The sequence below is a fragment of the Croceicoccus sediminis genome (assembly GCF_007570835.1).
In the GTDB taxonomy this organism is placed as follows: Bacteria; Pseudomonadota; Alphaproteobacteria; order Sphingomonadales; family Sphingomonadaceae; genus Croceicoccus; species Croceicoccus sediminis.
This window is the reverse complement of record NZ_SUNC01000003.1, coordinates 153,384-177,611: the sequence shown is the minus strand read 5'-3', so window position 1 is coordinate 177,611 and position 24,228 is coordinate 153,384. Positions and strand designations below refer to the sequence as shown.

Below are 24,228 nucleotides of genomic sequence, written 5' to 3'. Positions count from 1 at the left end.
CCGCCCCCGTCTTGTCGCCGCGTGCCTTCCGGGGCCGCTGAGAACCCATTTCCCGGGCCTCAGGAAAGCCCGAAAACAAGCTGTAATAAACATGAAGGGGGCTCTTAATTATGTCAAGCAATCCGGGGCGGTCCGGGCTTCCGTTTTGGGCGGGCCGTGCGGCAAGGACGGGGCGGCCGTGTTCCCCATCATGATGAGTGATCGAGTTGCATACGGGCCGCGTTTTTGAGAAGGCTGGATCATCGGGCTGCCAACTGAAAAGCCGTTATGGGAAACAGGACTATCCAACACTTGCTTGATGACATGGTCCGCCTGGCGGGCGGCACTTTCACGATGGGTTCGGAAAAGTTCTATCCCGAAGAACGGCCCCTGCGCCGGGTGAAGGTCGATCCGTTTCTGATCGATCCGAAACCGGTCACCAATCGCCAGTTTGCCGAATTCGTTGCGGCGACGGGTCATCGTACCTTTGCCGAGATCGCGCCCGATCCGCGCGATTACCCCGGAATGGACCCGGCGCTGGCCCATCCCGGTTCGCTCGTCTTTCGCAAGACGAACGGGCCCGTTCCGCTGAACGACTGGAGCCAGTGGTGGGAATTTTGCCTGGGGGCAGACTGGCGGCATCCGCTGGGGCCTGACAGTTCGATCGAGGGCATCGAAGACCATCCGGTCGTCCACGTCACTTTTTCGGACGCGCTGGCCTATGCCAAGTGGGCCGGCAAAAGCCTGCCGACCGAAGCGGAGTGGGAGTTCGCTGCGCGAGGAGGCCATGACGACCGGGAATGGCCCTGGGGCGATGAGCTTGCGCCCGGCGGAAAGATGCTTGCCAATTACTGGCAGGGTGCGTTCCCATATGAAAACACCATGGAAGATCAGTGGGAGCGGACCAGTCCGGTCGGGTTTTACCCTCCGAACGACTTCGGGTTATTCGACATGGTCGGGAACGTCTGGGAATGGACCCGAGACTGGTATGGCCTGCCGGATACCCGAAAGAAAGGCGCCGACGCCTGCTGCGTCGTCAGCAACCCGCGCGGCCCGGCCAAGGGCGCAAGCTACGATCCCTGCACGTCAGATCTGAAGATTCCGCGCCGCGTCACGAAGGGCGGCTCGCACCTTTGTGCCGAGAACTATTGCCAGAGGTACCGTCCGGCAGCACGGCAAGGGCAGCCCGTCGACAGTTCTGCCAGCCATGTCGGTTTCAGGTGCGTGGTCCGCCGCTAGGGCAAGATCAAAGACGGAAGCGGGGGCAGGGGCTGCGTTGCAGGACCAAGGCGGACCAGCCGCGAATCTTGCAACCTGAGATTCCCTTGTGATCCTGTCGTTCCAGAACACCGCAAGTCGCCAATTTACATGGCCGACGGACAGCTTTGTCGACTATTCAGGACTGGTGACGGTCAGATGTGCGGAAAATGTTCGCTCGACCAATTATGCGCACGGGCGGAAATTCGTTTAAACCAGAGCGCCATTAATTAGGAGCCTGCTGTCGGACCTGACATTCTTGGTCTTCGGTAATGCAGCTTCAAAGGGCGCAGGCAGGACCCCGGCTACGACGAGTTCGCACTCTCCCGCAGACATTGAAATTCTAGGTTGCGTTTTATGCTGCAATATTGTGCGATTTTTCGGTTGAATGCATTAATTTGACATGCCAGTTTGTTTGGGTCGATGCGATGCGAGAGGGGGTATGCATTCCATGACTGAGGTATCCGTTTGGCAAATCGGTATCCATCTCTTGGCCAGCGTTGATGGCGAAGTACGCTAACCACGGATCGGATCGATGTGCGGCGATTTTACCGAAGACGCCGGACCAAACACGCCTGATCGGCAGGGTTTGGTCCGAAGAGGGTGGTGCTGGTCCCCGACCCGTCTGCGTTCGCGGACACGATCTGATCGATTTGACCTCGCTGGCGCCGACTGTATCGGACCTACTCGAGATACTGGACCTTCCGCAACGAATTGATGCCCTGGATGGGCCGGTTGTCTGCAGTCTGGATGACGCGATCGAGCAAGACCTTTTGCTCTCGCCGATAGATCTTCAGGCCATCAAGGCATCAGGCGTCACTTTTGCCGAAAGTGCGATAGAACGGGTCATCGAAGAAAGGGCTGCCGGCGACCCGGCTACTGCTGACCTTTTGCGGGCTGACCTTGCCGAAGCGCTCGGTGGTCGGATTGAAAGCATAAAGCCGGGATCGGCCGAGGCGTTGGCAGCGAAGGATCTCTTCCGGGCCGCAGGCCTCTGGTCTCAGTATCTTGAAGTGGCGATCGGCAAGGATCCCGAGATCTTCACCAAGTCGCAGCCCATGTCGTCCGTTGGCTATGGTGCGAAGATCGGAATTCGGTCGGACAGTGAATGGAACAATCCCGAGCCAGAGGTCGTGATCGTACTGTCATCCGACGAAAGAGTGGTCGGCGCTACTCTAGGCAATGATGTCAACTTGCGCGACATCGAGGGGCGTAGCGCATTGCTCCTCGGCCAGGCGAAGGACAACAATGCATCGTGTGCCATTGGCCCCTTCATCAGGCTGATCGACGATCAATTTACGGTCGATGATCTGGCTGATCTTGAAGTGAGCTTGGAAATCGAGGGGCGGGACGGATTCCGGTGCCAGGGCGTCAACCGCATGAGCCAATGCAGCCGCACCGTTGCGGAACTGGTTGCTGCGGCGATGGGGGAACATCACGATTTTCCCGACGGGGTGGTCCTGTTCCTCGGCACCATGTTTGTCCCGCACGAGCCGCGAGATCCGAATACCTCCGGCTTTACGCACAAGTTGGGCGACCTTGTGCGTATCAGCAGCCCGGAGCTGGGCTGCCTGGAGAATACCGTTGCGCTCACCACGGATGCGGCACGGTGGTCGTTCGGAGTTCGAGCGCTCTACAGAACGCTAAGCCAGCGTGGCGTTTTATGAAGCTTGCCGGGCATGCCATCGGGCGTTCGCCGATGGCATGCTCTTTCGTTCTGGCAGCGATATCAGTCCAGGCCTAGCCGAGGACGCTATCTGCATCGTTCCGGCCTTAATGACTGCCCCCGAACCTAGTCGCCATCGGCAAGAGCCCGGGCGCGTTCGCCGACGTAAACCCTGATCGCTTCCACCTCCTCGGGCGAGAGCTTTCCCTTGAAGCCGATCATTCCTGAATCTTGCAATGCTCCATCGTAGACGATGGACTTCCAGATCATTGGATCATTGATCGCTGCCGAGCGCCTGAGGTCGGGGAGAACTCCGCTCGACCACCCCTGCGCTCCGTGGCAGGACATGCAGTTAACGGCAAACAGACCAAACCCTTCCTGTGCCTTGGCTGGGTCGCCCTTTTGGCTAGGTGGCACCGGCTTCGACATGGTGCCGTCGAACTCGGGCAACTCATCCTTGCCGCCTATCGCGAAGACGAGCAGCCTTCCAATGGGCTGGTTCTGCGGTTTGGGCGAGTATCCGTTGAACAACGAGAATATCCCCCCATAGCCGGCGAGCAGAGCCACGTACTGCTTGCCATCGAGAATGTATGACGATGCCGCCGCGATCGGTGGAGCCTGCGTGTCGAAGGACCAGAGTTCCGATCCGTTACGAGCATCGTAGGCGACGAAGTGCCCATCGGCCTTGCCCTGGAAGATCAGCCCGCCAGCGGTCGCTAGGATGCCGCCGTTTCCGGCGCTGGGATGCTGCACGCGCCAGGCGGCTTCTTGTTTGACCGGATCCCAGGCGACGATCGCGCCGGTTACGTTTTTCCGCGCCTTGGCCAGATCGCTCTCGCTCGCCTGGCCCAGGTTGGTTGGCGATACATTGCCAAGGTTCCATTGACCGGGCCGGAACTGGAAGTTCGTGTCATCCTGATAGCCGAAGGGAATGTCCTGCACCGGGATGTACACGAGGTGCGTTTGCGGGCTGTAAGCCATCGGGTGCCAGCTGTGCGCGCCATAGGCTCCGGGACGGGCGACGAAATTGCGGTTCGATCCGTCCGTCCATCGTGCTTCTGGTCGTTCGATCGGCCGACCGGTCTCGAGGTCGACCCCTTCGGCCCAATTGACGTCAACGAACGGCTTGGCGGAAATCAAGCGCCCATCGTTGCGGTCGATCACATAGAAGAACCCGTTTTTCGGGGCATGCATCAGCACTTTCCGGGGCGTTCCGTCGATCTGGAGGTCTGCCAGAACGATCGGCTGCGTCGCCGTGAAGTCCCATGTTTCGCCCGGCGTTTCCTGGTAATGCCAGCGATAGTCGCCCGTGTCGGGATCCAGCGCGATGATGGATGACAGGAAGAGATTGTCACCCTTGCCCTGGGATCGGATGCGGTGATTCCATGGCGAACCGTTGCCCGTGCCGATCAGGACCTGATCCAGCTCTTCGTCATAGACGATAGCGTCCCAGACCGTGCCGCCGCCGCCATAATCATACCAGTTGCCGTGCCATGTGGCGGCAGCCTTTGCCATCTGGGGATCAGATGCGGCGTTATCGGGTCCGTCTTCCGGGTTGCCCGGCACTGTGTAGAAGCGCCAGGCCAGATCGCCGTTCCGGATGTCATAGGCGCTGACGTAGCCGCGAACGCCATATTCGGCCCCGCCGTTTCCGATCAGGACCTTGTCCTTCACAACGCGGGGTGCTCCGGTGATGGTGTAAGGCTTGGCCGGGTCCGTCGTTTGGGTCTCCCAAACCGGACTTCCAGTTTTTCTGTCGAGCGCGACTAGGCGGCCATCCAGGGTGCCGACGAAGACTTTCCCCTTCGTCACGGCAACCCCGCGATTCACCACATCGCAACAGGCGTCGTAGCCCTTTTCGCCGGGCACTTCCGGATCGTACTGCCAGAGTTGATCGCCTGTGCGCGCGTCGAAAGCGTAAACCTTGGACCAGGCGGTTGAGAAATAGAGCGTGCCATCGACCATCACCACGTTGGCTTCCTGCCCACGCGCGGTATCAAGGTCGGCATGCCATGCCAGGCCAAGAGCATCGACATTGTCGGTGTCGATCTGGCTGGCGGGCGAATAGAATGTTTCGTTGGTCGATCCCCCAACGACCGGCCAGTCGTTACCGTCCGCAACGCCTTCCCCGTTTGAGAAGCCGCATGCCTGAAGCAGAAGTGCAGCAAGGACGATACCCTTTGTCCCGCGTGGCAAAATAGCGGCTCGGCGGTCGGCTCTATCCAATTTGAACGGCATCGCATCATCCCTGTTTTATCCTCTCCGGGGATTTTGCCGCAAAGCCAATTAAAATGTCAATAAGCTATAAAATGCGTCTGATATGCCATTTTAATCAGATATAGGCATTATCTGACATGTTTGCATGGTGATCCAGATGACTGCCTTGCTTGAAGCAATCGATCATGGGCAATATCTGGGGAGGGGGCGACGGAGGTGACGGCATTGCCTCCGTCTGATCGTGCTGCCTGAACCGTGTTTCGTCCGGCATCCCGTGATGAAGGGCCGAAAGCCGGGCAGCCTGCAAAGAGTATGGCAAAGGCAATTAGACCCGGCCCCAAGAGTTGACTATTGCGGTGGACGTATGAGCAGAATCACCAAATCCTCCGCTGAATCGGTCGAGGACCGCGAGCCTACCAAGACAGACCGCGTCTATCTCGAACTACGTCGGCGCATCCGCGATCTGGAGCTTCCTCCCGGCGCCCAGCTCAACAAGAACGAGCTGGCCGAAGAGTTTGATGTGTCCCGCGCGCCGATCAGCGAGGCACTTGCACGGCTGGCCAATGAAGGGCTGGTCGAAATCTATCGCCAGAGCGGAAGCTTCGTCGCCCCGATCCGAAATCAGGATCTGCGCGAGAGCATGATCATTCGAACCGCGCTTGAGATTGAGGCGGTGCGCAGGGCCACGACAATCCTGACCGATGATGACCTGGAGGTCCTTCGCGAAAATCTCCGCGGACAGGAAGAGGCATTGGAGACACATGACTTGGCGCGGCTCGACGCCCTTGACGCGGCATTTCACGCACAGATTGCCTCTATCATCGAGTGTCCGCGCCTGGCGAGCGAGCTTGAAAGCTGCCGCGCAAGGCTTGACCGTCAGCGTTTCAGCAGCCTTGGTTCCAACGAGAGGCCGGACGACACCTTGCGCGAGCATCAGAGAATCTTCGATGCCATCGCGTCTCGCGATCCGGAATATGCGGCCTCTGCCATGCGTGCACACCTGGGCTATGTTTATACCGCGATCGAACGTTGGTTCGAAGAAGAAGCGGCTGGCTGATTTCAGGCGATTGCCGGGGAAACCACCGGCTCGGCCCGCTCTTCACGCACTTCGCGCATCAGGAAGAGGCCGATGGTCAGCAGCAGTAGCAATGACGCAATGCCGAGTGTCAGGCTATTCGATGCAGCGGTCACACCGGCGACCAGCGCGTGACCGGCGAATGCGGTGGCATAACCCGACAGCGAATAGATTCCGAAGAACTGTGTGGCCATCCCAGGCGGACAGAGTTTGACCAGAAGCGACCGGCTGCTGACCAGAACCATGGTCGCCACCGCGCCTAGAACCAGAAACGCGATGATGAAGACCATCTCGGGAAGACTGGCAGGCAAGGCAAAGAGGCTGGTCCCGCGAAGAAGGCTCGTCACCGGCACGAACAGTATCTGGTCTTGAGAGCATGAAACCATGAGGATGAGCATCGTCCCGATGGCGAAATTGCCATAGACGATAACGCCGCGCGAACCGATTGCGCCATCTGCTCGACTGGCAATCAGGCCGCCCAGTGCGCAAGCCGTGGCGAGCATCAACGCGAAGATCAGGATGTCGCTGCTCTCCCATCCGAAAACGCTGGCCCCATAGATGGCGGCATAGGCCTGAAGCGCGATGATCGCGTCGTTGTAGATCATCCGCGCGAGCAGAAAGCGCCCGATGTTGGCCATACTACGTGCTCTTCGCACCGTTTCCCAAAGCTGAGCTACCCCTTCTGTGACAGCCTTGAATACCGGGACGCCGGATGCGGGCTTGTCCGGCGTGAGCAGCGCGAATGGTACCGTGAACAAGACCAGCCATGCGGCGGCATAAGGTCCGGCCAAGCGGTCATGCTGATGCGAAGCGGCATCCAGCCACTGCCCGATGCCCATGCCCGGGATAAGGATGGTGCCGCTTGCCGGCAGAACGATGAAAACCAGCATTGCGCCCAACGCGCAAAGCGTGCCCGCATTCGAGGCGGCATAGCCAAATCCTGAAAGTCGTCCGGCTTGTGCCGGGGCGGCGACAGTGTCCAACATGGCATTATGCAACATGGCGGTGACTTCGACCAGGAACGCCGATAGCGCCAAGACCATGACGATCGTTCGCCAGCTAAGCCCCCCTTGGCCGGAGGGGAGCGCGAACCAGAGACTGCCCTCAGCCATCGCGAGCAGGACGACGGCGAGGATAAGCCAGGGTTTGCGTCGGCCCATACGATCGACGACCGCGCCGATCACTGGCGCCAGGCATGCAATCAGCACGGCACCGATGGCGTTCGCCATACCCCAGTATTCGACCCCCTTGACCGTATCCCCAACCACGAAGCGGGTAAAATAGGGAGCAAAGACGAACATGAAGATGATCGTGGCGGCAGGTGCCCGCGCGAATTCGAATATCGTCCAGCCCCATTCACCACGATCCAGACCGCCCAGCGACGGGGTGCGGGTGGCCATTGGCAATCCCTTGGAGACAACTTCAGCTGGCATTTATGCTCTCCGCAATTTGGAGTTCGAATTAACATGCCAGATTGCAAACACCTATCGGAATCTTTCCGGGGGCCTATCCGCATATTTTTACGGAGCAAGACCGCCTTTCCACAGTAAAATATGCCATAAGAGGCCGAAATATAGCGATATAATATCGGCAGCATCATATTCGTGAGACGAGAAGGACAACTGTTGCATCGCCCTAACTAACATGTTACACGGGGTCAGATCGAACGAATGGTGAGGGGAAAAGGGAATGGTTCGGCATACCGGGAAATTCGTATCGACGGTGCCTGCACTTGTCCTGGCGGTGGGACTGGCCAGTCCGGCTCTTGCCCAGGAGGCAGAGCGCACCGGGGCGGGTGATGCAGGCGATGGTTTCGGTGAGATCGTCGTTACCGCACAGCGCCGTGCAGAGAGCCTTCAGGAAGTTCCCATTTCGGCCACTGTCCTGACCGGCGCCATGCTGGAAGCCAAGGGCGTGGACGGTATCCAGAGCCTGCAATATGCGGCTCCCGGACTCACCATGGCGGACTATGGTTCGGCCAACGTGCTCAACATACGCGGTATCGGCCGCAGTGCGGTGGATATCGAGTTGCCATCGGGTGTCGTTCTCTACCGGGATTCGGTGCCGACGTTTCCCGGATATTTTCAGAACGAGCCTTATTTTGACATTGCCGGTGTCGAAGTTCTGAAGGGCCCTCAGGGCACGGTCGCCGGCAAGAGCGCGGCAGGCGGGGCCATCTTCATCCGAACTGCGTCCCCCGATCTCAGCGGCTTTAGCGGCAAGGCGCAAGTCGAGTACGGCAACTACCAGCAGTATGGTGGCACGCTGGTTCTGAATGCTCCGCTCAGCGATACGTTTGGCGTGCGCCTTGCCTATCGCCACTTTCAGCGGGACAAGATCCTGGGCGAGTCTCTCACCGGTGATTTTACCGGACGGCCCGGACGGCCAAATCAGGACAGCGTGCGGCTGGGTGCCTTGTGGGAACCGGACACCGCATTCTCGGCGGAATTGCGCCTGGACCTGAGTGATCTGGATTTCGGCGGCAATCTGACGAGCAGTTACGGTGCCGATCTCTACGATTACGTGCAGAATGCCAATTTCGCCTATCGCGACAAGTCGGCTCGTCTCGTAGGCAAGATGTCCTACACGCTGGACAGCGGCGTGGAACTGCGCTCCGTCAGTGGTTATCAGGGCGTTCACACGATCAATAATTTCGATCGCAACGGCGCGGCCCCATCCAACGATCGCTTCGACAGCGCGGGTACATTCAAACTCTACTCGCAGGAACTGAACCTGATCTCACCCGATGATGACGATCATCCGTTCTCGTACATCCTTGGTGCGTTTTATCAGCGCACCGACACGGTGATCGAAGATGTCGAGAACGATGGCTTCAATTTCTATGGCGAACCGGGAGATCTCGGCGGCTTTGTCCAAAGCTCGGAATTTCCCTATCTTGGCCTGGCGACGCCGTACCGGAAACGTGAGAAGGACCTGTCAGCCTTCGTCGACCTCAAATACAAGTTCGACCCGCGTTTCTATGCGGAACTGGGCCTGCGCTATTCGAACTACAAGACGAGAAACCAGACCGACATCGTGTTCGGTGATGGCACAGCGGACCCGACCATTCCGTTCTTTGCCGGTACCCAGAGCCTGAGCGAATCCGATGTCGACGGGAAGTTCACGTTGAGCTTCAACCCCAATCGGGATCACAACATTTACGCCAATGTCGCCCGTGCGCATATCAGCGGGGGCTTCAACATCGTTGGCGGCGCCAAGTTCGATAAGGAACGGGTCTGGAACTACGAACTGGGCTGGAAAGCGAACTGGGCCGGGCGCAAGGTGCAGACGCAATTTGCAGCCTTCTATCAGACGCTCTCAAACTATCAGGCGCAGTTCGCGAACCCCGATCTGGGTGGCCAGAACCTGCTGCAGAACGCGGACGGGCAAAGTAAGATCTACGGTGCGGAATTTGCATTGCAGGCACGTCTTGGCGGGTTTCATTTCGATGCCAGTGTCGCCTATCTGGATAGCAAGCTGGGGGATTTCCCCAATGTCGTCAGCCCGTTTCTTCCCCCGCCGAACAACGTGATTTCGATCAGCGGCGGCAAATCGCCCTTTGCGCCGAAGTTCGCGTTCAACGGCGGTGCCAGATATGAGTTTCTGGTCAGCGAGGACACGACCATCACACCGCGTGTCGATGTCTCGAGCCAGTCCAAGCAGCTGGGCGCCTTGTTCGACGTTCCCGAAACGCGCTTGCCGTCACGTACGCTCATTAATGCGGGTTTGATGGTCCAGAAGGGTCCCTTCTCCGTCGATTTCTGGGTCGAGAACCTGGCCGACAAGCGGTTCGTGGCCGGCATCCAGGACCTTGGGCGGATTTGGTACCCGGCAGCCCCGCGACAGTATGGGGTGAAGCTGGGCTTTGAATTCTGAACCCTGCAATTTGGCAGGCGGTGCACCGCATAGAGTGCCCCGCCTGCCGGGATAATCCACAGCAGGCCCTTGATCATGACGTCAGAGAGTCAGGTGGCAGGTGCCACCAAGCCAGACCTTATCGAAGCCTGTATTGGCGATGTGCTCGCCGATGCGGCAGGCCGTTGGCCCGATGCCGAAGCATTGGTCAGCGTAAGCCAGAGCGTGCGGATGACTTACGCCGAGCTTGCCGCCGCTGTCGATCGGCTTGCGGCGGGGTTGCTCGCACTCGGGCTGGAAAAAGGCGACCGTATCGGTGTCTGGGCACCCAACTGTGCCGAATGGACCTTGTGTCAGTTCGCCACGGCCCGCGTCGGCCTGATCCAGGTCAATATCAACCCTGCCTATCGCCTGTCCGAAGTCGAATATGCACTGAACAAGGTCGGCGTGCGCGCGCTTGTCTGCACCGAAAGCTTCAAGACGAGCCAGTATGCAGATATGATGGAAACGCTCGCCCCCGAAGTGAAATCCAGCGGCGGCGAGGCGTTTGCCTGCGCCCGTTTACCAGCTCTCGAACGGCTGATCCTGATCGGCAGGGCCGAGCGGGTGGGGTGGTTGCCGTTCGCAGCGATAGACGCGGAACCGGGCGACACTATTGATCACAGCGCTGCCGTGCTGGACAATCGTGATCCGATCAACATCCAGTTCACCAGCGGAACGACGGGCAAGCCCAAAGGGGCGACGCTGACCCATCGCAACCTTGTCAACAATGCCTTCTTCGTTGGACGCGCTGCAGGTCTTGGCGCGGGAGACAGGCTTTGCATTCCCGTGCCGCTTTATCACTGCTTTGGCATGGTCATGGCCAATCTGGCTTGCGTCGTTCACGGGGCGACGATGGTCTACCCCTCGGAAGGCTTCGACCCCCTCGCTGTTCTGGAGAGCATCGCGCAGGAACGATGCTCGATGCTCTATGGCGTGCCGACGATGTTCATTGCCGAACTGGAACATCCGGATTTCGAGCGGTACGATCTTTCCACTTTGCGCGGCGGGATCATGGCGGGGTCGCCGTGCCCAATAGAGGTGATGCGGGACACGGTCAGGCGCATGCACATGAGCGATGTGACCATCGCTTACGGGATGACGGAAACCAGCCCTGTCAGTTTTCAGAGCGATACCGAAGATCCGCTGGAACGGCGGGTCAGCACGGTCGGGCGCATTCAGCCCCACCTTGAGGCGAAGGTCGTAAATCCTGAGACCGGATCTGTCGTCCCACGCGGCACAGCGGGCGAACTGTGCGTTCGCGGATATTCGGTAATGCCCGGATATTGGGACGACGAAGCGCGCACGCGAGAAGCCATCGACGATGCAGGATGGATGCATACTGGCGACCTCGGCGTCATCGACGAAGAGGGCTATTGCCAGATTGTCGGGCGCATCAAGGACATGATCATCCGTGGCGGCGAGAATGTTTACCCGCGGGAGATCGAGGAATTCCTGTACAGCCACCCGGCCATTGCCGACGTTGCTGTGGTCGGGGTGCCCGATGTCAAATTCGGCGAGGAAATCTGCGCATGGATAACCCTTCGCAGTGAATGTGGGCTCGATGAATCTGGCGTGCGCGATTTCTGTTCGGGGCAGATCGCCCATTACAAGATCCCGCGTTATATACGCTTTGTAGAGGCACTTCCCATGACGGTGACGGGAAAGGTCCAGAAATTCATTATCCGCGACAGGATGGTCGTCGAGCTGGAACAGCAAACCGGTTGACCGTTCGCCATCCGGCATCGTCAGCTTTGCCAAAACGCCGATCAGGAACCGCCAGGCTCTCAAATCGGAACGGGCGCTTTGTCAGGAATGACGCCCTCGTCCTTCAACGATCGCCAGAACGCGGGCGGTATTTCCTCCTGCAGAAACGCGCCGTTTGAACGAACTTCCTCGACGCTCATCGGCCCAGGTATGACACTTGTGACAACCGATGGCGCATGGGCGAACTGCAGGGCGGCTGCGGGCAGGGTTACGCCATGGTCCGCACAGATCGTCCGGACCTTGGCGACTTTTTGCATGACCTCGTCAGGGACGTCGCCGTAGTTGTAGGTTTCTCCGCCGGCAAGGATTCCGGAATTGTACGGGCCGCCAATGACGATGCCCACGCCGCGCGCTTCGCATTTGGGAAACAGCGTTTCGAGGGGCTCGGTCTCGATCAGCGTGTAGCGCCCGGCGAGCAAAAAGAGATCCGGATCGGCGAGTTCCAGCATCAGCTTGCAAGGTTGCCATTCATTGACACCGATCCCGACGGCTTTCACGTCACCGTTATCCCGCAGCTCGCTCAAGGCTTTCCACCCGCCGGTGTCGAACAGCTCTCGTGTGCGGGCAACCGCCGCTTCGCGCCCACCGTGAACCAGCGCGTCGATGTCATGGACGTAAAGAATATCGATCCGTTCCACACCGATCCGTGCAAGGCTCTCCTCGTAGGAGCGCATGACCCCATCATAACTGTAATCATATTGCGGAATGAAATTGGCCGCACCGAGGTAAAGGTCCTGGTTGGTCTGAGACGGGTCACAAGGTTCCAGGATCCGGCCGACTTTGGTGGAGAGCGTAAAGCTGTCGCGAGGCTTGGCGGATAGCAATTGTCCAAGCCGGCGTTCGGCCAGGGAAAATCCATAAAACGGGGCGGTATCGAAGTAGCGAAGGCCCATCTCCCAGCCCGCTTCCAGCGTGTTCAAGGCCTCATCATCGCTTAGCTTCTTTCGATAGTTGCCAAGGCATGCCGTCCCGAAACCCAGTGCGGTGAACTCAACAGACTGTCCCGCTCGCGTCGTGAACGCGTGAACACTGCCCGGCATGGCCATGGGATCGATCCTTCCTGTGTAAAGTGGCTTGCAATCTAACATGCCAGAATAGAGTGGCGCGTCAAGTGGGCTGGGCCCGCAGATGGTCGGCGATAAGGTTTAAGATAGACGATTTTATGAGAGATATGCGTTTGAAATTTGTCCGAAGCGAGGTGTGCGATAGGCGCTTGCTTGAGCTCTACTAACATGTTAGACAGCACCTAATCATGGGTCAGGCTTGTTGGAAGCCCGCTTGAGGAGGCGAGATGCAAAACGAGGAGGGGATGGGGGATCCGGTTTTCGCTGAGCGCAAGCGGGCAGGGTTAACCGTGCCCCTCACGCTTGGCCGTCAGATGCGCATCGGCATGCAAGAAGGCGCCTTGATCGGCACTTTCCTCATCGAGCTTGCTGCACCGACGACGGTTACGATCATTGCTCAAGCCGGATTCGATTTCGTGGTGCTCGATCTTGAGCACTCCGCCTTCGGATTCGAACGTCTCGAAGCGATGATTGCAGCAGCGCATGCGGTTCGCTTGCCGGTAATCGTGCGTCCTTGGGATAATTCGCCAGGCTTGATCGGAAAGATTCTCGATCTTGGTGCGAACGGGATCATGGCACCGCACATTTCCTGCGCGGAAGAGGCGAGGCAGATCGTTCAGGCATGCAGATATGGCGGTGCAGGCGGGCGGGGGCTTTCACCGATCTGTCGCTTCGCATCGCTCGCCGACCAGGTGGCGGACCTGAACCAATCTGTCTTCACGATCGTCCAGATTGAGGGTGTCGACGGCCTTGCCGCAGCGCCGGAAATCGCTTCGATCGAGGGGCTCGATGCGCTGTTCTTCGGACCTTACGACCTCGCGCTCGCACTAGGGATTTCGCCGGGCGAGCAGCGCGTATTCGGTGCGATCGACGAGGCTATTGCGCGATGCGGAAGCGATGTCCGGTTCGGCATCTACATCGACACGATTGCGGACAGCAATGAGTGGGCGGCGAAGAACGTCACTCTGCAATGCCTCAGCTTTGATGGTCGGATGCTGCTGGATGGCGCGAAATCCGTGCTTGCCGGCCGTTCACCGTCAAATGCCGCCTAGCCCAACAAGAACTTCCGCCCACCACGGGCCGCAACAACGAAAGATCTGAGATACCATGCAGCAATCCACCGTTTCTCGCGGAGACCTGTTGGTCGGTCTTGCCGACAGTCTGCACAATGCGCAGGAAACCCGCGCTCCGATCAAACCCTTGACCGACACGGTTCCCGACCTGTCGCTTGCAGAGGCCTACCGGATCCAGCGGCACAATATCGATCGCGCGGTAAAGAATGGCCAGCGAGTGATTGGTCACAAGATCGGTCTGACCGCGATAGCGATGCAGCAATTGTTCGGAGTGGACGAACCTGACTACGGCCACCTCACCGACGCCATGATGCTTGACCCCGGGCAGCCCCTCGCTCTCGATCGATTGATCGATCCGCAGATCGAGGTCGAGCCTGCCTTCGTGCTGAAAAAGGACCTTAAAGGTCCCGGTCTGACAGTCGATCACGTGCTGGATGCGACCGATTACATATCGATTTGCTTTGAAATCATCGATTCCCGGATCGAGGACTGGCGCATCAAGCTTGAGGACACGGTGAGCGACAATGGATCGTCTGCCTTCGTATTGATGGGGGAAACCAGGTTTGGCCCACGGGACTTCGATCTGCGCGAATTGCGTACCGAGCTTCACGTTGATGGGGTGTTGGTCGAAGAAGGAAATACCAGTGCGATCCTCGGCCATCCTGCCAACGGGATAGCCTGGCTGGCAAACAAGATCTCCGAATTCGGAAACCACCTGCATGCGGGTGACATCGTCTTGCCGGGCACATGCACCCGATCTTACCGGATCGCCGGAAAGGGTTCCGCCACCGGCAGCATTGCCCGATTGGGCGAGGTTGCGTTGAACTTTACCGGCCGGCCAACTGTCGTGAAGGAGGCTTGATGATGCGCGATACGACGGCCGCAGGGATGGAAGCCACCATTCGGGAGTATTTCGACGGTTGCAACGAGGCCGACTTTGACAAGATGGTCGGGTGCATGGAGCCGGAGGCCAATCACTACTTTCCGGCCGGGGCGCCGCAGGGCACGTTTTTCGGTGCCGCGGGAATTGCCAATGGCTGGATCGCTGCAGTGCGCAATCTGGGCTCGATCTGGACCGTTGATCGCGTTCTGGCTGACCCCGCCAAGCGAGAGGCGGTTATCGAGTGGACGCATTTCAAGACCGGGCAGGGCATCTATCTGCGCGGAGATGAGTGGTACATTTTTTCTGAAAGGGGTCTGATCACGCAGATCAGGGCATATTACGCCGCCCCTGCTGTGCCCGATCCGATCCAGAGCCACATGCTGGGTGACTACGACTACGAAGCATTGGGCTATCCGATGGAACCGCCTGTCATCCAGGGGCGCCGCTAGGGCCATTGCCATGAAGATCGCCGATACCGAGACATTTATCCTGCATGTGCCTGTTCCCGGCATCGCAGATAGTCAGCGTTCGGTAGAACGGATCGAGTTTGTCGGCCTGCGTGTCAGAACCGCTTGCGGAATGGTGGGCACGGGATGGTTCGCAACCGTCGGTCACGGGGCCGCTGTCGTCAAATGCGCCCTCGATACCCTGTTGGCGGACGAAATTATCGGCGAAGATCCCCGCAACGTGCGTGACATATGGTCGCGGCTCTATAGCGGAAAGGGGCTGTGGATTGGCCGTGCGGGGGCGGTTCACGTCGCGCTTTCGGCCATAGATATCGCTTTGTGGGACTTGTGTGCAAAGCACGCCGGGTTGCCGTTGTGGCGATTGCTGGGCGGTGATGATGCTTCGCCGTTTCCCGCATACAATACCAATGGCGGGTGGCTGAATTTCTCTGTCGAGCGGCTGCGCGATGAAGCGCTGCGCCAGATCGACGACGGTTTCTCAGCTTTGAAAATCAAGGTTGGTGGCCCTGATCTCGATGCGGATATCGCGCGGGTGGAAGCTGTTCGCGCAGTCATTGGCAACGACATTCTGCTGATGGCCGATGCCAACCAGAACTGGGATCTGACGCGTGCGCAACAAGCGGTGCAGCGGTTGGAATCCTTCGATCTGGGGTGGATCGAAGAACCACTCCATCCAGACGACATCGATGGTCACGCGCGTTTGAATGAGGCTTGTCGAATGCCTTTGGCGCTGGGCGAAAATGTCTACTCTTCGCATCTGTTCGATGCGTTTATCGCGCGTGGCGCCGTGGATGTCGTGCAAGTCGACGCGTGCCGCGTTGGCGGGATTACGCCTTGGCTGGACGTGGCAGAGGCCGCTGCAAAATCGGGGCTCCAAATCTGTCCCCACGCTGGCGATATTGGGCAAATCCATCAGCATCTCGTTCGGGCGAACTCCAATGCATGGATGCTGGAAGTCATTCCGTTCTGGGACGAGGGGCCGTTTGAGGATCAACTGAAGTTGAAGCACGGTGCATGTCTGGCGCCGGACCGGCCGGGGGCGTCCACCGAATTTGGCGAAGAGGCTTTCACGCGATTCCGCGTGGCCTGAGCTGCAACTGGAATATAGATTATGGCCATACTCGCATCCGGTCTCGAATTTCCAGAAGGCCCAGTCATGCTCGACGATGGTGGGTTGCTTGTTGTCGAAATGTCGCCGGCGACAGGCCAGATTTCCCGAATATCGGCTGATGGTCGGGAAAAGGAGGTGCTGGCGCAGACCGGGCGCCCCAATGGGCTGGCGATGGACCGCGCGGGCAATATCTGGGTGGCCGAGACGCGGCAGCGCGCGCTGCTTCGGCTGGCCCCGGATGGTCGGATCGACACGGTCGCGGACGCTTGCGACGGAGAACGATTTCTCTTTCCCAACGATGTCGCAGTGGGACCGGACGGTGCCATCTACATGACGGATTCGGGTGTTCTGGAAGACGATCTTGCACCGAATGGTGAGGTCAATCCCGAGTGGTACAAGCTGCCAGTCGACGGCCGCATTTTCCGCATCGATCCGGCTTCCAGAGAAGTGACATGCCTGTTGTCGGGCATCCAGTTCGCCAATGGCCTGGCGTTTTCAAGTGATGGGCAGTTGTTTGCCAACGAAACGCTGACTGGAGAGATATTTCGTATCGCGTCACAAGGCCGGCGAATACCTTTCGGCAATGTCGTTGCAACGCCGCGTGCGATGGAGGAGGTCAAGGGACCGGATGGCATGAAATTCGCGGCTGACGGTCGATCCTTCCACGCCGTATTCGGGCAGGGGGATATCACCGTTCTGGCGCCTGACGGTACGGTCGAAAGCCGCATCCCGGTGGAAGGAACGCATCCCACGAACCTTGCATTCGGACAGCCAGGAAGCGGCGATCTTTATGTCACCGAAGCGTCGACCAATACGTTGCAAAAAATCCATGTCGGAGTGGACGGCCTTCCGCTGTATCGTTGACGATCCAGCCGGGCATGCCCGTTATTCTTCCGGTTGCGTAGTGGCCCAGGGCACTTCGCCAGGCTGTGGCGGCACGATGTAAAGGCCCGCCCCCTCACGACGGGGAAATGGGAACTTGCCCTTTCCTTGCGGCGGATCGGCCTGCAACATGGCCAGCACGTCTTCACGGACGCCGATGCCAAAGCCCGGGGCCTCGCCCATGACGATATGGCCATCTTCTATCCAGTTATCGAATGTCAGGCAGTGTTCCCGTCCGGGGTCGACCACTTCCATCATGGTATGGTTGGGCAGCGCCGCAGCGACATGCGCCATGAAATTCGCCTGACAATTCATCATCGACACCGATACGCCAAATCCGTGTGCCGCCTGGGCGATCTGGCGGCAACCGGTTACCCCGGAATGGTTGGCCGACAGGTTGAGAATGCTGGCTGACCGGTTCGCGAGGAGTGGAGAGACTTGCTCCAGCGACTTCAGATTCTCGGCGCTGGCCACACTTGCGCGAATGCTATCCGAAACCTGGCGTAAGCCGAGGTAATCATGGCGCGCTGCGGGTTCTTCCACCCAGACGATGTCGAATTTCTCTTCGATCCGGGCCATCCAGCGGATTGCGTGGCGCGCTGACCAGTATTCGTTCGCATCGATCATCAGCTCCGGCTTGTCGCTGGCGATGCTGAGCGCTTCCTGCATGATCCCGATGCGGCGCATGTCGGCCTTCAGGTCCAGCCCGACCTTGAGCTTGCCCGCGCCAACACCCCGTTCGGCCATGCGTCTGTAAAACCGGAACAGGTCTTCATCCGACAGGCAATAGTCCAGCCCCGACGCATAGGCCTTAACCCGGCCCTCGCGCCCACCCAGCAGCTGCCAGAGCGGCACGCCTGCGATCTTTGCCTTGAGATCCCACAGTGCGGCATCGATCGCGCTGAATGAAAGCGAGGCCATGCCCTCGTTACCGGCCTTGTGCAGCCAGTCCCGAATGCGTTTCCAAAGGTGAACGGTGTCACGCGGGTCGCACCCCTCAATCGCCGGGAAGAGTTCGGCAATCCCCGTGCCAAAGCCCAGCGAAATACCTTCCAGTCCTTCGTCGGTCCCGATGCGCAGGATTGCCCCGGGCATCATCTCGGTCCCGTCGGGCAGATTGGCATCGCCGACCAGGCGGTCCATCTTCATGACATAGGTGTCGAGCCTGAAGTCTGTGATCTTCACGAGAACCCCTCCAGCCCAATGCCGGGATCATCGCCAAGCGTGGCATCAAGGCCCGGCACGGATTGGCTCTGGTCGGCCCGACCTGTACCGCTTGCGGTGAGGCGCCCATCCCACATCGCGAAGGCAAAATTGGGCATCGCCCCGCACAAGTGTAGCGCCAGATTGCCCATGGACGGTGCAAGCAAGACCGGCAGATCATAAGCTGCAGCGGCATTCGCGACCACCATCGCGCCGGTCAGGCCAAGGGCGTCCACGTCAAGCAAATATCCGTCCAGCGCCCTGCATTCCAGCGCGGGACGAAAATCCGAGATGCGCCCGAAACCCCTGCCATTGCATAGCGCGGCCCGGATGACTTTGCCGATCGCGAGATGCGCCCCTGTACTGTCTAAAGGAAGGGACAGTTCGATGAAGGCTATGTCGAAGTGGCGTTCTATCGCCTGGGCATGGGCGATAACTTTCGCTGCATCGTCTGGGTGGTTCCAATTGGCAGGAAAAGTGAGAGCGATGACCGGTTCGACGATTTTACGCGCGATCGCACTTTGGGCTGCCGCAATGCGTTCAAGGTCCTGGTCAAGATTGCCTTCCAGCTGAACGTGGATGGCCTGGCCCTTGGCATCGCCGCGCATCACGTTCCATGGCCCCCGACTACCGCCCAGGGTCCGCCAGAGCGGTACGCCCTCCGTCTTCGATTTTGCATCCCACAAGGCGATGTCGAGCGCGGCGATCGCGGGCGGAGCGGCATCGGCAGCGTGGAGTGCGTGATAAAGCGCCGGTGCAGCGCGCGGGTCTTTGCCAGCAATCGCCGAATTGCCAAGCTTTGCGGCGATCAGGCCCGTGGCCTTGTCACACAAGCTCATGCCGACGATGCCGACATTCGTGCCAAGCAACAGCCGGCAGATCTCGGCATTTCCCTCGACCGGGACAATCGTGACTGTTTCGACTCTCAAATCCAGCGCTTCCGGACCTTCGTTCATGCCCGGCGATCAGATGGCGAGTTTCGTCATGCGCGCCGTGGCGGATGCTTCGAGTACGTCGATGTTCCGGCTGAAAGGAAAGACGTCTTTGGCAGGAAGGTCAACCGATCGCGTCGCGATTTGAGGTCGCCCCATTGGGAATGCGCACCTGGTCCCTGTCGGCGTGGTGCTCGCTGCTTCGACCATCGCGGAACCTCTCACTTGCAATCCTTCTAACTAACATGTTAGATAGGCAAATATTGTGCCGATGTCTAGCTATATAACCGATAAAAGTGGCTATCTAACATTGCAGAAGGGCCTATGGGCGAGGTCTGATTGAAGCGGGAGCGTTCCATGTCGATTGATTTCTTTGACAATTACCGAATGACGATCGGGGGCAAATCCGTCGATGCGGAAAGCCACTTCGAAGCGGTAAATCCCGCCACTGAGCAGGTCATCGCGCAGGTGCCTGACGCCAGCCATGAGCAGTTGGAGACGGCGGTCGCAGCGGCGAAGGCCGCATTCGGCCCTTGGTCTGCGCGCCCGGTTGACGAAAGGCAGGCGATGATCGCGCGGATCGGCGACGCGATCGAGGAAAACGCCGAAAGCTTCATGCGGTTGCTGACACTTGAGCAAGGGAAGGCGCGTGCAGGTGCCGAGTGGGAGGTTGGCGGTTCCGCGCATTGGTGCCGCGAAATTGCAACGCAGGAATTGCCGCTGCACCAGGAAGACCTGGGCGAGGGGCGCAGCGTGGAAAACCGGCGCACGCCTTTAGGCGTTGTGGGTGCGATTACCCCGTGGAATTTTCCCTTGCTGCTCGCAGTCTGGAAAATCGCACCGGCGCTGGCGGCGGGAAATACCGTTGTGCTGAAGCCGTCCCCTTACACGCCGCTGTGCACATTGAAGCTCGGCGAACTGGCCAGTGAGTTCCTGCCTGCAGGCGTTGTCAACGTCGTCTCCGGGGGGAATGAGCTGGGTGGATGGCTGACCCGGCATCCCGACGTGCGCAAGATCAGTTTTACCGGATCGACCGCGACCGGACGAAAGGTCATGGAATCGGCCTCCGGCAACCTGAAGAGGATCACCTTGGAACTGGGTGGCAATGACCCCGCCATTGTCTTGCCCGACGTCGATCCGGTGGCGATCGCCGAGAAGTTGTTCTGGGCTGCATTTCAAAACAGTGCGCAATTCTGCGTTTCGGCCAAGCGCATCTATATTCACGATGCGATCTACGACGATGTCTCTCGCGCGCTCGTCGAATACGCAGGCACGGTGAAGACCGGGGATGGTTCGATGCAAGGCACTGATCTTGGCCCGATTCAGAACCGGATGCAGTTCGACAAGTTGCGCGACCTTCTTGCCGATGCGCGAGACACCGGATTGCGGTTCCTTTGCGGAGGCGATGTGCCCGACGGCACCGGCTATTTCGTACCGGTTACGATCATCGATAATCCCCCTGAAGATAGCCGTGTCGTCAAGGAAGAGGCGTTCGGCCCGGTTCTGCCGCTGTTACGGTTTACTGACATCGACGATGTCGTGGCGCGCGCCAACGATACCGAATACGGCCTGGCCGCATCGGTCTGGAGCAGCGACATCGATCGCGCGCAGGAGATCGCGGAAAGGATCGAAGCCGGAACCGTGTGGATCAATGAGATCCACAGTTTCTCGCCCCACATTGCCTTTGGCGGTCACAAGCAATCGGGGGTCGGGATCGAAAACGCCATCGACGGCCTTATCGAATACACCAATTCCCAGACAATTTACACGAACAGGGCGGTGGCTTGATGGGCGGTCGGATAGACGGGGCAGCCTCGATCGAGGCGCATGAATTGAGCGGGAAAATGTTGGTAGCCGGACGCTGGACTACCGGTCGTAATGCGACTGTCAGGTCATGCGAGGCGGCAACAGGACGGCCCCTTGATCCTGAATATCCGACCGCCGGAGCCGAGGAGATTGAAGCCGCGTGTTCCGCCGCAGAGGCCGACTTCGACGATTATCGTGAGCGAAGCCCGGCAGACCGCGCGCGTTTTCTGGAGGCGATTGCGACCGAGATCGAGGCGCTGGAAGATCGGCTGATAGTCAGGGTGATGGCCGAAAGCGGCTTACCCCGCATGCGGCTGGAGGGGGAACGAGGCCGCACATGCAACCAGTTGCGGATGTTTGCGAACCACTTGCGCCAAGGCACTTGGGATCGAACGCGCCACGATGAAGCGCTGCCTGACCGGCAGCCTGCGCCTCGGCCTGAGCTTTATTTGCGGCATATCGCGATCGGTCCGGTGGCCGTGTTCGGCGCTTCGAATTTTCCCTTGGCCTTTTCCGTGGCGGGCGGTGACACGGCCTCTGCGCTGGCGGCGGGATGTCCCGTTATCGTGAAGGCGCATCCTGCGCATCTTGGAACGTCCGAACTCGTTGCTCGTGCGGTCGATAGGGCAAGACAGGCGTGCGACATGCCGCCAGGCGTGTTTTCGATGTTGATCGGCGCCGACAATGATTTTGGCGCAGCCCTGGTTACGGACCACAGGATCAAGGCGGTCGGTTTTACCGGATCGCGTTCAGGTGGTTTGGCCCTTGTGGAGATCGCGGCGCGGCGCACGGTGCCGATCCCTGTCTATGCAGAGATGTCCAGCATCAATCCGGTCATCCTGTTCCCCGGCGCTCTTGATGAGAGAGGTGCCGCGATCGCCGAAGAATTCGCGGCATCGCTGAACTTGGGCGTTGGTCAGTTTTGCACCAATCCGGGGCTGCTCCTCGCGATCGAAAGCCCGGCTCTGGATCGCTTTATCCAATCGGCACGTGCCGCGATTGCCGTTTTGCCGGCCGGAACGATGCTGACGCCGATGATCCATGGGCGGTATGACGAAGCCGTGCAGCATCGACGGAATGATGCAGCAGTCGTTGCGGAAGCCGAGCAAACATGCCGAGAGTATGAGGCGGGAGCGATCCTGTTCGAGGCCAGTGCCCGCGATTTCCTTGCCTCAGAAAGGCTCGGGGAGGAAATTTTCGGACCGGCCTCCTTGCTCGTCAGATGCCACGACGAAAGCGAACTACGAGAAGTCATCGATTCGCTGGAAGGACAGCTTACAATCGCGATACATCTGGCTTCTTCCGATCTCCGCGCGGCAGGATCGCTTATGCCGGTGCTGGAGCGGAAGGCAGGCAGAATCCTGGCCAACGGTTTCGGTACGGGTGTCGAGGTCGCAGACGCCATGGTCCACGGCGGCCCGTTCCCGGCGACGTCCGACGGTAGGTCGACTTCGGTCGGCAGTCTTGCGATCGACCGATTCTTGCGACCGGTCTGTTATCAGGACATTCCAGAAAGACTGTTCCGCTGATTTTGGTGGGTCTGTCAGGTTATTGGCCGGCAGAAGAGCGAGTTTTTGCAGCGGTTCGCAGGATGCAATCACTGCCGAAATTGGCGAATTGGGCCAATTGAAGGCTAGTTGCCATCGGACTGGCAGAACCTTTCAGGATATCGAAGGCGCAGACGATGCCGCATCATGGGCATCGTCCAGCTTGGACCGCGCTTCTGCTGCAATGACTTTTGCAATTTCCGCGTAGAGATCGGCAAACGCGGCGCTCGATCGCCATGCGGCGCCGATGCTGCGGAATTCCTGCCATCCCGGCGGATCGGTGACTGCCACCATGTCGAGCCCGCCCGCACCGGACCTGATGTAGAGTTCGGGAAGGATGGCCAGCCCGACGCCCGACCCGACCATCTGTTGCAAGGCATCGAGGCTGGTGCCTTCGTAATCGGACATGATCGTCGCGCCCAGATCCCGGCAGATTTCCACGAGCTGGCGGTGGTAATGATGCCGGTGATCGAGGGTGAGGAAGGTCCGGTCGGCGAAACTCCTCTGGTTGCCCTGCATCACGGTGTGCAAGGGATCGTCCGGCGGCGAGACGATGTGCAGCGGTTCGCGAAACAGCGGTTCGATATGCAGGCCCCGCCCCTCTATCGGCAGGGGCGAGAGCACCATGTCGAGCTGTCCGGCCGCGAGATCGGCTTGCTGCAATTCAGGCAAGCCTTCGCGAATGAACAGTCGCATGCCGGGATAACGTTCGTGCAGGCGCTTGATGACCGCGGGCATGAGATAGGGCCCCAGTGTCGGCGAAACCCCGAACCGGATCGAGCCGACGAACCTCTCTGCAACACGGTCCGCAACGTCGCTGAAATCGCGCACGGCGCGTAGAACGGTAAGGGCTGCGGGCAGGAGCTGTCGGCCGCCGGGGCTGAGCTGCATCCCTTTCGGGACGCGTTCGAAAAGTTTCGATGTCAGTTCGGTTTCTAGCGCCATCAACTGTTGGCTCAGGGCAGGTTGGCTTAGTCCGAGGAGGCGCGCGGCCTCCCCCATGTTCTGCGTTTCGGCAAGTTTGGCGAAGATGGAAATCTGCTTGAGCGTCGGCATCTTGCACCATTAGCAAAACTTATTGGAACGTTGCAATTGTTCGAATTGGATAATCGCCAGCGCCGAATCCATATTCGCCTTGTCGAACGATGGAGAGTGACATGACGAACAGGTCCCCCGACGAGAAAATCATGAAACCCTATTTGCGCAAACTGATGCGCGAGCATCGTGCGCTCAACCGCATGATCGACACTACGAAAGCGATCGGTGCCAGCGAACAGGTGAAAGCGATGAAGCGCGCACGCCTGCGGCTCAAGGACAAGATCGCGGCGCTGCAACGGCATTATTACGGGCGCGGCCTGACGGGCTGACGCCGCGCGGCGACCGGCGAACCTCCCCGATCTCCGCG

At 59.3% G+C, this 24,228-nt stretch carries 19 protein-coding genes; 13 read left to right on the top strand and 6 right to left on the bottom strand.

Annotated elements, in window-relative coordinates; translation table 11 throughout:
* The first annotated feature begins 303 nt into the window (after positions 1-303).
* Together FAX90_RS11515 and FAX90_RS11510 are read left to right on the top strand one after the other, a co-directional pair.
* Positions 304-1,218: a formylglycine-generating enzyme family protein gene (locus tag FAX90_RS11515; RefSeq protein ID WP_144097566.1), complete on the top strand. Its 915-nt coding sequence runs from the start codon at positions 304-306 to the stop codon at positions 1,216-1,218.
* A 521-nt stretch (positions 1,219-1,739) separates the two neighbouring features.
* Positions 1,740-2,903: a fumarylacetoacetate hydrolase family protein gene (locus FAX90_RS11510; RefSeq protein ID WP_144097565.1), complete on the top strand. Its 1,164-nt coding sequence runs from the start codon at positions 1,740-1,742 to the stop codon at positions 2,901-2,903.
* Positions 2,904-3,028: 125 nt separating this feature from the next.
* Here the strand turns inward: FAX90_RS11510 and FAX90_RS11505 are convergent, their stop codons facing one another.
* Positions 3,029-5,140, bottom strand: a complete 2,112-nt coding sequence (locus FAX90_RS11505; protein ID WP_144097564.1) for a PQQ-dependent dehydrogenase, methanol/ethanol family — start codon at positions 5,138-5,140, stop codon at positions 3,029-3,031.
* 256 nt (positions 5,141-5,396) lie between these two features.
* On the opposite strand from FAX90_RS11505, the gene FAX90_RS11500 reads away from it, so the two are divergent.
* Positions 5,397-6,176 carry a GntR family transcriptional regulator gene (locus FAX90_RS11500; protein ID WP_144097563.1) on the top strand — a complete coding sequence of 260 codons (780 nt, stop codon included), beginning with the start codon at positions 5,397-5,399 and terminating at the stop codon, positions 6,174-6,176.
* A gap of 2 nt (positions 6,177-6,178) precedes the next feature.
* Here FAX90_RS11500 and FAX90_RS11495 read toward each other — a convergent pair whose 3' ends face one another.
* Positions 6,179-7,594 (bottom strand): MFS transporter, encoded by a 1,416-nt coding sequence (locus tag FAX90_RS11495; RefSeq protein WP_170234961.1) that lies wholly within the window; start codon positions 7,592-7,594, stop codon positions 6,179-6,181.
* A 289-nt stretch (positions 7,595-7,883) separates the two neighbouring features.
* On the opposite strand from FAX90_RS11495, the gene FAX90_RS11490 reads away from it, so the two are divergent.
* The gene (locus FAX90_RS11490; protein WP_144097561.1) at positions 7,884-10,070 is read left to right on the top strand and encodes a TonB-dependent receptor; all 2,187 of its coding nucleotides are present in this window, start codon (positions 7,884-7,886) and stop codon (positions 10,068-10,070) included.
* 75 nt (positions 10,071-10,145) lie between these two features.
* Positions 10,146-11,816 carry an AMP-binding protein gene (locus FAX90_RS11485; protein WP_144097560.1) on the top strand — a complete coding sequence of 557 codons (1,671 nt, stop codon included), beginning with the start codon at positions 10,146-10,148 and terminating at the stop codon, positions 11,814-11,816.
* Positions 11,817-11,875: 59 nt separating this feature from the next.
* Here the strand turns inward: FAX90_RS11485 and FAX90_RS11480 are convergent, their stop codons facing one another.
* Positions 11,876-12,901 (bottom strand): aldo/keto reductase, encoded by a 1,026-nt coding sequence (locus tag FAX90_RS11480; RefSeq protein ID WP_205700679.1) that lies wholly within the window; start codon positions 12,899-12,901, stop codon positions 11,876-11,878.
* 245 nt (positions 12,902-13,146) lie between these two features.
* Between FAX90_RS11480 and FAX90_RS11475 the strand changes: the two genes are divergently transcribed.
* Genes FAX90_RS11475 through FAX90_RS11455 form a run of 5 tightly spaced genes read left to right on the top strand, consistent with a single transcriptional unit; the run spans position 13,147 to position 17,317 of the window.
* On the top strand, positions 13,147-13,971 hold the full coding sequence (locus tag FAX90_RS11475; protein ID WP_144097559.1) for an HpcH/HpaI aldolase family protein: 825 nt from the start codon (positions 13,147-13,149) through the stop codon (positions 13,969-13,971).
* Positions 13,972-14,026: 55 nt separating this feature from the next.
* Positions 14,027-14,854: a 2-keto-4-pentenoate hydratase gene (locus tag FAX90_RS11470; protein ID WP_144097558.1), complete on the top strand. Its 828-nt coding sequence runs from the start codon at positions 14,027-14,029 to the stop codon at positions 14,852-14,854.
* Complete coding sequence (locus FAX90_RS11465; protein ID WP_205700678.1) at positions 14,854-15,324, top strand: nuclear transport factor 2 family protein; 471 nt, start codon at positions 14,854-14,856, stop codon at positions 15,322-15,324. Before FAX90_RS11470 ends, FAX90_RS11465 begins: the two co-directional genes overlap by 1 nt.
* 10 nt (positions 15,325-15,334) lie before the next feature.
* On the top strand, positions 15,335-16,432 hold the full coding sequence (locus tag FAX90_RS11460) for a mandelate racemase/muconate lactonizing enzyme family protein (protein ID WP_144097556.1): 1,098 nt from the start codon (positions 15,335-15,337) through the stop codon (positions 16,430-16,432).
* 21 nt (positions 16,433-16,453) lie between these two features.
* Complete coding sequence (locus FAX90_RS11455) at positions 16,454-17,317, top strand: SMP-30/gluconolactonase/LRE family protein (RefSeq protein ID WP_144097555.1); 864 nt, start codon at positions 16,454-16,456, stop codon at positions 17,315-17,317.
* Between the two features lie 21 nt (positions 17,318-17,338).
* Here FAX90_RS11455 and FAX90_RS11450 read toward each other — a convergent pair whose 3' ends face one another.
* Together FAX90_RS11450 and FAX90_RS11445 are read right to left on the bottom strand one after the other, a co-directional pair.
* On the bottom strand, positions 17,339-18,520 hold the full coding sequence (locus FAX90_RS11450) for a mandelate racemase/muconate lactonizing enzyme family protein (RefSeq protein ID WP_144097554.1): 1,182 nt from the start codon (positions 18,518-18,520) through the stop codon (positions 17,339-17,341).
* A complete protein-coding gene (locus tag FAX90_RS11445) occupies positions 18,517-19,494 on the bottom strand; it encodes an enolase C-terminal domain-like protein (protein ID WP_144097553.1) in 978 nt (325 codons plus the stop codon). Before FAX90_RS11445 ends, FAX90_RS11450 begins: the two co-directional genes overlap by 4 nt.
* A gap of 363 nt (positions 19,495-19,857) precedes the next feature.
* Between FAX90_RS11445 and FAX90_RS11440 the strand changes: the two genes are divergently transcribed.
* Together FAX90_RS11440 and FAX90_RS11435 are read left to right on the top strand one after the other, a co-directional pair.
* Positions 19,858-21,258 carry an aldehyde dehydrogenase family protein gene (locus tag FAX90_RS11440; RefSeq protein WP_240704876.1) on the top strand — a complete coding sequence of 467 codons (1,401 nt, stop codon included), beginning with the start codon at positions 19,858-19,860 and terminating at the stop codon, positions 21,256-21,258.
* Complete coding sequence (locus FAX90_RS11435) at positions 21,258-22,805, top strand: aldehyde dehydrogenase (NADP(+)) (RefSeq protein WP_144097551.1); 1,548 nt, start codon at positions 21,258-21,260, stop codon at positions 22,803-22,805. The genes FAX90_RS11440 and FAX90_RS11435 overlap by 1 nt, the downstream gene beginning before the upstream one ends.
* Positions 22,806-22,937: 132 nt before the next feature.
* On the opposite strand, the gene FAX90_RS11430 is transcribed toward FAX90_RS11435, so the two are convergent.
* Positions 22,938-23,879: a hydrogen peroxide-inducible genes activator gene (locus tag FAX90_RS11430; protein WP_144097550.1), complete on the bottom strand. Its 942-nt coding sequence runs from the start codon at positions 23,877-23,879 to the stop codon at positions 22,938-22,940.
* 101 nt (positions 23,880-23,980) lie between these two features.
* Here FAX90_RS11430 and FAX90_RS11425 point away from each other — a divergent pair, with 101 nt between their 5' ends.
* Entirely contained in the window at positions 23,981-24,190 is a 210-nt protein-coding gene (locus FAX90_RS11425) for an HP1242/YdcH family protein (protein ID WP_170234959.1), read from the top strand.
* Positions 24,191-24,228 lie beyond the last annotated feature (38 nt).